At 39.6% G+C, this 6,593-nt stretch carries 6 protein-coding genes and 2 pseudogenes; all 8 read right to left on the bottom strand.

What is annotated here, in order from left to right; genetic code table 11:
- Nucleotides 1-30: 30 nt before the first annotated feature.
- Entirely contained in the window at nt 31-1,014 is a 984-nt protein-coding gene (locus AFK68_RS16175; protein WP_094673677.1) for an NAD(P)-dependent oxidoreductase, read from the bottom strand.
- 270 nt (nt 1,015-1,284) lie between these two features.
- Nucleotides 1,285-2,127 (bottom strand): D-alanine--D-alanine ligase, encoded by an 843-nt coding sequence (locus tag AFK68_RS16170; RefSeq protein ID WP_210407440.1) that lies wholly within the window; start codon nt 2,125-2,127, stop codon nt 1,285-1,287.
- 124 nt (nt 2,128-2,251) lie between these two features.
- Nucleotides 2,252-2,701, bottom strand: a pseudogene (locus AFK68_RS35110) (D-alanine--D-alanine ligase); the annotation flags it as partial.
- Between the two features lie 470 nt (nt 2,702-3,171).
- A pseudogene (locus AFK68_RS43495) lies at nt 3,172-3,461 on the bottom strand (EamA family transporter); the annotation flags it as partial.
- Between the two features lies 1 nt (nt 3,462).
- On the bottom strand, nt 3,463-4,152 hold a 690-nt coding region (locus AFK68_RS16165), incomplete at its 3' end, for a DMT family transporter (protein WP_246844229.1).
- Nucleotides 4,153-4,181: 29 nt separating this feature from the next.
- A partial coding sequence (locus AFK68_RS16160; RefSeq protein WP_168186508.1) for an EamA family transporter occupies nt 4,182-4,693 on the bottom strand: 512 nt, incomplete at its 3' end.
- A 152-nt stretch (nt 4,694-4,845) separates the two neighbouring features.
- Nucleotides 4,846-5,538 (bottom strand): hypothetical protein, encoded by a 693-nt coding sequence (locus AFK68_RS41885; protein ID WP_256386580.1) that lies wholly within the window; start codon nt 5,536-5,538, stop codon nt 4,846-4,848.
- A 6-nt stretch (nt 5,539-5,544) separates the two neighbouring features.
- Nucleotides 5,545-6,489, bottom strand: a 945-nt coding sequence (locus AFK68_RS41880) for a sodium/proline symporter (RefSeq protein WP_246844227.1), incomplete at its 3' end; no start/stop codon positions are given.
- Nucleotides 6,490-6,593: the final 104 nt, after the last annotated feature.

The following is a 6,593-nucleotide window of genomic DNA, read 5'->3' as shown; positions in this document are numbered from 1 at the left end:
CTTCCCACCCTCCCCACACTCCCCAACTATTTAGAAGCGATCGCCCTCTGTAGCTTTAGCAACTACTCTAGCTCGCTCTTCCTGTAAACATCGAACTTTAGTAGTAGCATAATCAGAGAAACCCTTGCGCACTGCCTCTTCATAATCTTTAACTGTCAAACTCAACTGAGGAACAGATATATTTTGCTGACTAGCTATATCCAGAGCTAGTCGCAAATCTTTATGCAGTAATTTAACAGTAAAGTCAGGATGCTCAGACAAGTCATCACAACGTCGGGAAAACCAATAGTGAGGCAAACCATGAATATCTCCAGCGTTCTGACCAAAAGCACCGAAACGCAAAGCATCCCAAATAGTTTGTAGCGGTAGTCCCTGAGCTAAACCCAGTGTAATGCCTTCTGTAACTGCTTGAACGGCAACCGCATTCACCGCATTATGGATAAGTTTGCATTGAGTTCCATTACCAACTTCTCCACAATAGAGAACGTGGTCAGCCATCAGCTTGAGGATAGGTTCGACTCGCTCAAAAGTTTTCCTTGAACCACTTGCCATAACAGCTAAACCCATACCTCCCTCACTTTTTGCACCTTCAGGGCAATCATTAAAAGGAGCATCTAACATCTCAACCCCTAGTTTCTCCATAGCGTTGTGAAGTCTAAATATTGTTTCTAGAGAATTAGTGGTTATATCTATATAAATACTACCACTTCGCAATCCTTGACTCAGGTTGTTTTCTCCCTCTAGCACAGCACTGACAACATCACCAGGAGTAGGTAGAGAAGTAAAAATCACATCTGAATAAGTACCAAGTTCGGCACAACTATGGGTAACATGAGCGCCCAAAGATTCTAACTCTGCCATTCTATCTAAATTGATGTCATAGATATAAACCGAGTAACCGTGGGCGATAAAATTAGCAGTTTGTCGCCCTCCAATATTGCCACATCCGATAATACCGAGTTTAGGAGAATTCAGGGAGGAGTTTGTTTTTGAAATGTTGTTCCGAGATAACATCTTTAGTAGTTAAGTGGTAGGTTTTATTGTTCTCAGAAACCGGGTTGATCAAGGAAATTTTGTGGGTTGAAAATAATTAAGGGAATAAACCCGGTTTCTTGTTTGGGTGCTTCAAGAATTAAGAATTTAGAATTAAGAATTTAGAATTATCTCTCCTTGAAAATAAGAGGATTGACAAACAGCAAAATTTTTATTTATTATCCCCTTAAAAGGGGAGGCTTTATACCTTAGTTTTTCGCTAATTCCTAGTATTTCGATTGAACACCTCCTTTAATTCCACTTAAACAAGGAACCACAAGCTACGCGAGTCCGCCCTGCTGCTGTACTCCACAACTCCAAAACCACATCTTCCAGACTTTGCCCATCAGCTTGAAGCATCCGCGTAATCATGCTTATTTTTCCAAAAGTCCAAAATAAGCCTGCCTCTAGCAAATATGGCTCATTGGTTTCCGCGTGTACCCGGAAATCATACAAAGAATAATCGCGACAACCCAATGCAATATGAGCCGTTTTAGCTGCATTCCCTAGTTTCTCAAATAATTCTGGGGTGACATTCGCAGGACAAATTGGCTTTACTGTAGGTTTCTCAGGTTGCTTTCCAGGAGTTCCGTCAGATTGGAGTTCCAATTTATCATGCAGCGTTCTAATAGGGTGTTCTTCTGTGACTAAATACTCTATCATCGGCAACACTTGCAACTCACCCTCGCGCTCAACCACAGCCACACGCAATTCTCTTCCAGGAATATAATCTTCAACTAACAAAGTCTCATCTAATTCAAACCCCTTATCCAATGCTGCTTCTATCTGAGATTCATCCCACACCAATGTCACGCCTAAAGAGTTGTCTTCCGAGGTTGGTTTCACCACAAAAGGAGGCTTCATTGTTAAAGTATCTCCCCGCCTTAGTTGCTGCGCATTAGCCACTCGGACCCCAGATGCAGACACAACGCTGCGTGTCTGAGCTTTGTTAGTTGCTAGTGAGGTACAATGAGATGGTGAACCCACTACAGGTATACCGAGAATATCCTCAAAAAATGCTCGGAAACTGGTCATCCCTGGAAAACAGAACATATGGGGAACTACAACATCAATCTGAGGTAGTCGCGGTGTCATATCCCTGGAGTGACATTTTCTCCGACAATGAGTCTAAAGATGTTCCCAACTGCCAAAAACCATCAGGATCTACCACTGCATAATAACTACTGACACCAACTGGTTGGACTACTTCTTTAGCATNTTGCTGCGCATTAGCCACTCGGACCCCAGATGCAGACACAACGCTGCGTGTCTGAGCTTTGTTAGTTGCTAGTGAGGTACAATGAGATGGTGAACCCACTACAGGTATACCGAGAATATCCTCAAAAAATGCTCGGAAACTGGTCATCCCTGGAAAACAGAACATATGGGGAACTACAACATCAATCTGAGGTAGTCGCGGTGTCATATCCTGGAGTGACATTTTCTCCGACAATGAGTCTAAAGATGTTCCCAACTGCCAAAAACCATCAGGATCTACCACTGCATAATAACTACTGACACCAACTGGTTGGACTACTTCTTTAGCATAGAGTATTGATAGGTTGTAATAGAAGTCTGAAACACAGGAACCAGCTAGGTGTAATACCCGTAATGTAGGAATTATAGCTGAGGAAGAATGTTGATTTTGATTAATTATTTCTAATTTCATTACTAATTATTCTCTATTGTTCTGCTAATTCAATAGTAACTTTGATTGTTAGTTCACAAATATTAATTTTAATTAATTGTTATATCATGTCCGGTAGCATCGGTATTGTATAGAGAAGGTAAGGAAGAAGGAAGAAGGAAGAAGGAAGAAGAAGGAGGGAAGGAAAAACCTTAGATCAGGTAAATATTTCCCCAACTTTTACACGCTCCGATACCAGCGGACATGATATTAATTGCAAATATCTAAAGATATATACATTAATATAAAATGCGGGTAATTAGTTATCATATCCCTCTAGGAGTCAGGAGTCAGAAGTCAGGAGTCAGGAGAAAGAAAAGATTGGAACTAATAAAATTGTATAACTTGTATTTAAGAATATCTGTATTCATAGAAAGTAATAAGTGCAATTACTGTATAACCGGATTTTATATAAGAGAAAATTTTGGTAGATGCAGTAATTAAACTTATATTTAATGAGAAGACTCAACTTCTGAGTTTAGAGCAGATGTACTAGAGATTGCCAAATACATTCCCCATAAAATTATCAAGAAACTTACCGAAGTCGATAGGTTAAGGTTTTCTGAGAAAATTGCCCAACCTTCGATCGCACTAAGAGCCGGAATAAATAATGCAACTAAGCTAGTAAACCCAGCAGATAATTTTTTCAAACAATAGGCCCAAAGACCTATACCTAGCATTTGACCGACAATAGCTTGAGCAATTACTGCAAGCCAACCAGTTAATGAGTTGGGAAAAAGTTNACTTACCGAAGTCGATAGGTTAAGGTTTTCTGAGAAAATTGCCCAACCTTCGATCGCACTAAGAGCCGGAATAAATAATGCAACTAAGCTAGTAAACCCAGCAGATAATTTTTTCAAACAATAGGCCCAAAGACCTATACCTAGCATTTGACCGACAATAGCTTGAGCAATTACTGCAAGCCAACCAGTTAATGAGTTGGGAAAAAGTTGATTCTCAGCAATTAGAGCTACAGGTAAGAGCAATAAAGCACTGGTTGTTGAAGACCAACTCATAATTGTGACTGGGCTTAAGTGAGTCCGAAGTTTCTGAATGATGAGTGGGTGTATGCCAAAAAATACTGCTGAAAGTAAGGCTGCTAAGTCTCCTAGTAGTTGTTCACTAATTCTGAATGATAAAAGGTCATTGATATCTAATAAGGCAGAACCAATAATTGCTACAAACAGACCCAGTAGAAATCGGCGATCGAAGGTTTGACTCAAAGCTAACCATGCTCCTAAGACAGTAAAGATAGGCACTAAATTATGCATAATGCTAGAGTGAGCAATTGTTGTCTGAGTTAGAGACCAAGACCAGAATATCAAACCAATAGATAAAAGAACCCCATCTGCTATCAGTAGCTTTGCTGTGTGCTCGATATCACCGATTTCTGGCTCAATTTTAGTTTCATTTTTTCGTTTTCGGCGACGCACCGTTAGAGATTGGCTCAGTAACCCAAAGNAATGATAAAAGGTCATTGATATCTAATAAGGCAGAACCAATAATTGCTACAAACAGACCCAGTAGAAATCGGCGATCGAAGGTTTGACTCAAAGCTAACCATGCTCCTAAGACAGTAAAGATAGGCACTAAATTATGCATAATGCTAGAGTGAGCAATTGTTGTCTGAGTTAGAGACCAAGACCAGAATATCAAACCAATAGATAAAAGAACCCCATCTGCTATCAGTAGCTTTGCTGTGTTAGCTAGATGGGGTTTCTCTGGTTCAATTTTAGTTTCATTTTTTCGTTTTCGGCGACGCACCGTTAGTAATTGGCTCAGTAACCCAAAGGCTATAGCTGCAATCCAAAAACGATTAAATATTGTAGCATTTGGACCAAGTTCATATTCGCTGAAACGGATGAAAATTGGTGTTAAGGATAAACAAACCAAGCTACCAAATAATGCAGCTAAGGAGTCTATCGGTAATAGTGATAAATGGTTGAATAGTAATACTTTAGCTTGAGCGTTCATCTTTAGTCAGGGAATAGGGAATAGGGAATAGGGAATAGGGAATGAAATTCTTGATTTCATATCTTAAATTAATTTCATTAGTCAGGGAATAGGGAATAGGGAATAGGGAATAGGGAATATAAAATCTCAATACACAATAATTTAGTATGATTTTATTCTTTACTGAAGTTTTTAGGCTTAATCAGAAAATTAGCAATCCCATAAACAATAAAGCCTGCTGCCATACCTGGAAATACTTCATAAGTAGCACTTGATAGGTTAAGCCCTAACTTCCAGAGCATGGAAACGACTATACCAATAATCATCATTATAATTGCTACTGGCACACTTACAGGTTTTTGCCAGACCCGCAATACCAATAATGGACCTAAACCACAAGCTAAAACTGACCAAGAGAAAATTACCAAACCAAATACACTATTATCTGCTCCTAGAGCGATCGCTAATACAATAGCGGTAACAACCAGGGTTGCAATTTTAGCCTTTCTATAAGACTGAGCAGCACTCTCGACTAAATCTTGACTTAGTGCAGCAGAACATGATAAAATTTGGGAATCTGCTGTCGAAATAGCTGCTGAAAATAGTCCTGCTAACATCAATCCTACCAAAACTGCTGGCAATAATCCTATAGATAAATTAGGTAATGCTAACTCTGGGTCTCCTGATGTTATTAAGTCGGGCAACAATACTCTTGCAGTTAATCCTATCCCAAAAGCTGTAGCAGAATTCATTTGACCGCAGACAAATTTTATGTTACGAGCTAAGGCTATATTATCTGCCGAGTCAATTGCCATTGCTCTCACTAATATATGAGGTTGACCAACAGCACCCAACCCTGCCACCACCCATCNTGCTAACTCTGGGTCTCCTGATGTTATTAAGTCGGGCAACAATACTCTTGCAGTTAATCCTATCCCAAAAGCTGTAGCAGAATTCATTTGACCGCAGACAAATTTTATGTTACGAGCTAAGGCTATATTATCTGCCGAGTCAATTGCCATTGCTCTCACTAATATATGAGGTTGACCAACAGCACCCAACCCTGCCACCACCCATCCCAAAAAGTAAGGAAAAAATCCCCAAGGTAAATTAGCAGGTATCCAATTTGTGAGGGTGGGGTCAATGGCATTAAGTTTGACCCAAAGTTCTCCAAACCCTCCACAGGCAATTAAACTTATTATAAACAAAACCCATAAAGATCCTATCATTAAAACTGCCTGCACAGAGTCGGTCCAGATAGAAGCACGAATACCTCCTGAAAAACAGTAGGCAACTACAATTACAGCTCCTATAATAACTCCTAGTTGATAGTTCCAGCCAAATATAGCATTTAGTCCTTTGCTTGCTGCTACCAATTGAGCGGAGGCATAAGTACCGAGAAATGCTATAATAATTAACGCTGAAATTATTGTAATCAAACGCCCTTGATTTTTTTGCTCCAGATTTTCTTGACCTAAGAATGAGGAAACTGTATCTGAGTTTGTTTGCTGAGAAACTAACCTTAACCTTTTAAATACTAACCACCAAGCAATGTAGTCTCCTATTGCCCAGGCGACGGGTATCCAAATAGAAGAAAATCCGACTTTGTAGGTAAAACCAATCACACCAATAAATAGATACCCACTCTGACCAGTTGCCATCGCTGATAGTGCTGTTAACCAGGGATTGACATTTCTACTGGCCAGTAAGTAATCTGTTGTTGTGTTTTGTTTTTGGGTTGCAGAGTAAATGCCTACTATTGTAAATGACAATAAAAAGGCAATAAATGTGATCGCAATCCAAATTTGTTTTTCCATTTTAATTAAATGAGTAGCACTCTGCAACCCAAAAACAAAACACAACAACAGATTACTTACTGGCCAGTAGAAATGTCAATCCCTGGTTAACAGCACTATCAGCG

The sequence above is a fragment of the Hydrocoleum sp. CS-953 genome (assembly GCF_002260545.1).
Classification (GTDB): Bacteria; Cyanobacteriota; Cyanobacteriia; order Cyanobacteriales; family Microcoleaceae; genus Trichodesmium.
The sequence above is the reverse complement of the archived record's forward strand: the minus strand, read 5'-3'. Positions and strand labels throughout refer to the sequence as shown.